Raw genomic sequence first — 1,400 nt, 5'->3', positions numbered from 1 at the left:
CTGCAAAATACAGACAGCAGCTTCAGAAGGTTGCCTAGCTTTTTTTCAAAATGTCCTTTACAAAGGGTACACTTTATGCTAGGAGTAAGGCTTGAATACTGCAATAAAATATTTTATTGTCTATAGCTCTTTTTAGAAATCACAGTAGCTACACTTAATTTATTGTGAATTATAAAGTTTTTATTTATTAATCTCGTACACTAAGCTATTGATAAGGTCGATAAGTGATTGCTTGGTGCTCTCGTCTTTCACTGTAGCATTATCGTTAAATTTAGTTCCGACAGATGGGACTAGCAATGATCCATTTTCAACAATGTTAGTATCAAGCATTCCCAGCGTAAGTAGTAAAGATTCATGCGCTTTGTCTCCCCCAGTAATGGCTGGAGAAGCTGTTATAACGGCTACTGGTTTTTTATACAGTTCGGCAGATGAGACAAGCCACTCTAAAGCATTTTTCAAAACTCCTGGAACACTTTTTGCGTATTCTGGCGTACAGATGATAAGCGCATGTGATTCAGCTAACGTTTTTCTAAAACTCTCGACAACAGCTGGCGGTTCCGTTCCATCTATATCCGGGTTGAAATGCGGAAGGTCTTGTATTCCGTTATAAATCGAATAATCAATACCTTCAGGAATAAAAGCTGCTAAAGCCTTCAATATATTCGTATTGGAAGAGCCTTCTCGAATGCTACCTGAAATAGCTATTATCTTTTTATGTGTGGTCATTCTATCACCTCTTGAATAGAATACATGCGCAAATACATAAAAATCAAAAATTTCGAACTATCTTATCGAAGAGTAACTTAATCCCGCATTCATCTCACCACCTATAGAGGTGAGAGACTTCTATACCTGACACTTTGCTTTCGCTTCACATGTTTAATATCTCGTATCCCCTTGTATTGGATTTTCACCATCTTTAAACAGAATACGAATGGACTTTCCATATACAATATCAGGGGAATCCATTACCTGAAAATGAATATGAGGTTCTGATGAATTACCAGAGTTTCCGCATTTCCCAATAAGTTCCCTCCTGTTACGATGTTGATTTTACTAAAATTGCGTTCTTTTTAAAATGTGCAACTATACTAAATTCATTATTAGCATGTTCAATCACGACATAGTTTCCTGCTGCATTACGTTCATCCATTTCAACACTTCGATTTCTTTTTAACAGTTATCATTAATTTGTAGGATATAGCCATGTCTTTGAGGTTTGTGGGCTAGATTGAGACAATTAAAATGTCTTTGATTATCCCTGTTTTTATTATATAAAATAAAAAACCGCCAACTTGATAGCTGGCGTTAACATTTTGTGTTATCTGACTACTCCCACAGCTAAAGCAGTGGGGTTCTTATATACTTAAGAGAAGCGTTACAAAGCTCTCCACAGATGG

General features: G+C 36.3%; 2 protein-coding genes. Both read right to left on the bottom strand.

The features are described from left to right. Window positions 1–180: 180 nt before the first annotated feature. Window positions 181–726: an NADPH-dependent FMN reductase gene (locus tag AN161_RS13630; protein WP_053594911.1), complete on the bottom strand. Its 546-nt coding sequence runs from the start codon at window positions 724–726 to the stop codon at window positions 181–183. 313 nt (window positions 727–1,039) lie between these two features. Then, complete coding sequence (locus AN161_RS30595; RefSeq protein WP_220443507.1) at window positions 1,040–1,153, bottom strand: M23 family metallopeptidase; 114 nt, start codon at window positions 1,151–1,153, stop codon at window positions 1,040–1,042. Between the last annotated feature and the right edge of the window lie 247 nt (window positions 1,154–1,400).

The sequence above is a fragment of the Lysinibacillus sp. FJAT-14222 genome (assembly GCF_001278875.1).
Taxonomy (GTDB): Bacteria; Bacillota; Bacilli; order Bacillales_A; family Planococcaceae; genus Lysinibacillus; species Lysinibacillus agricola.
This window is presented reverse-complemented; position numbering and strand designations above follow the sequence as displayed.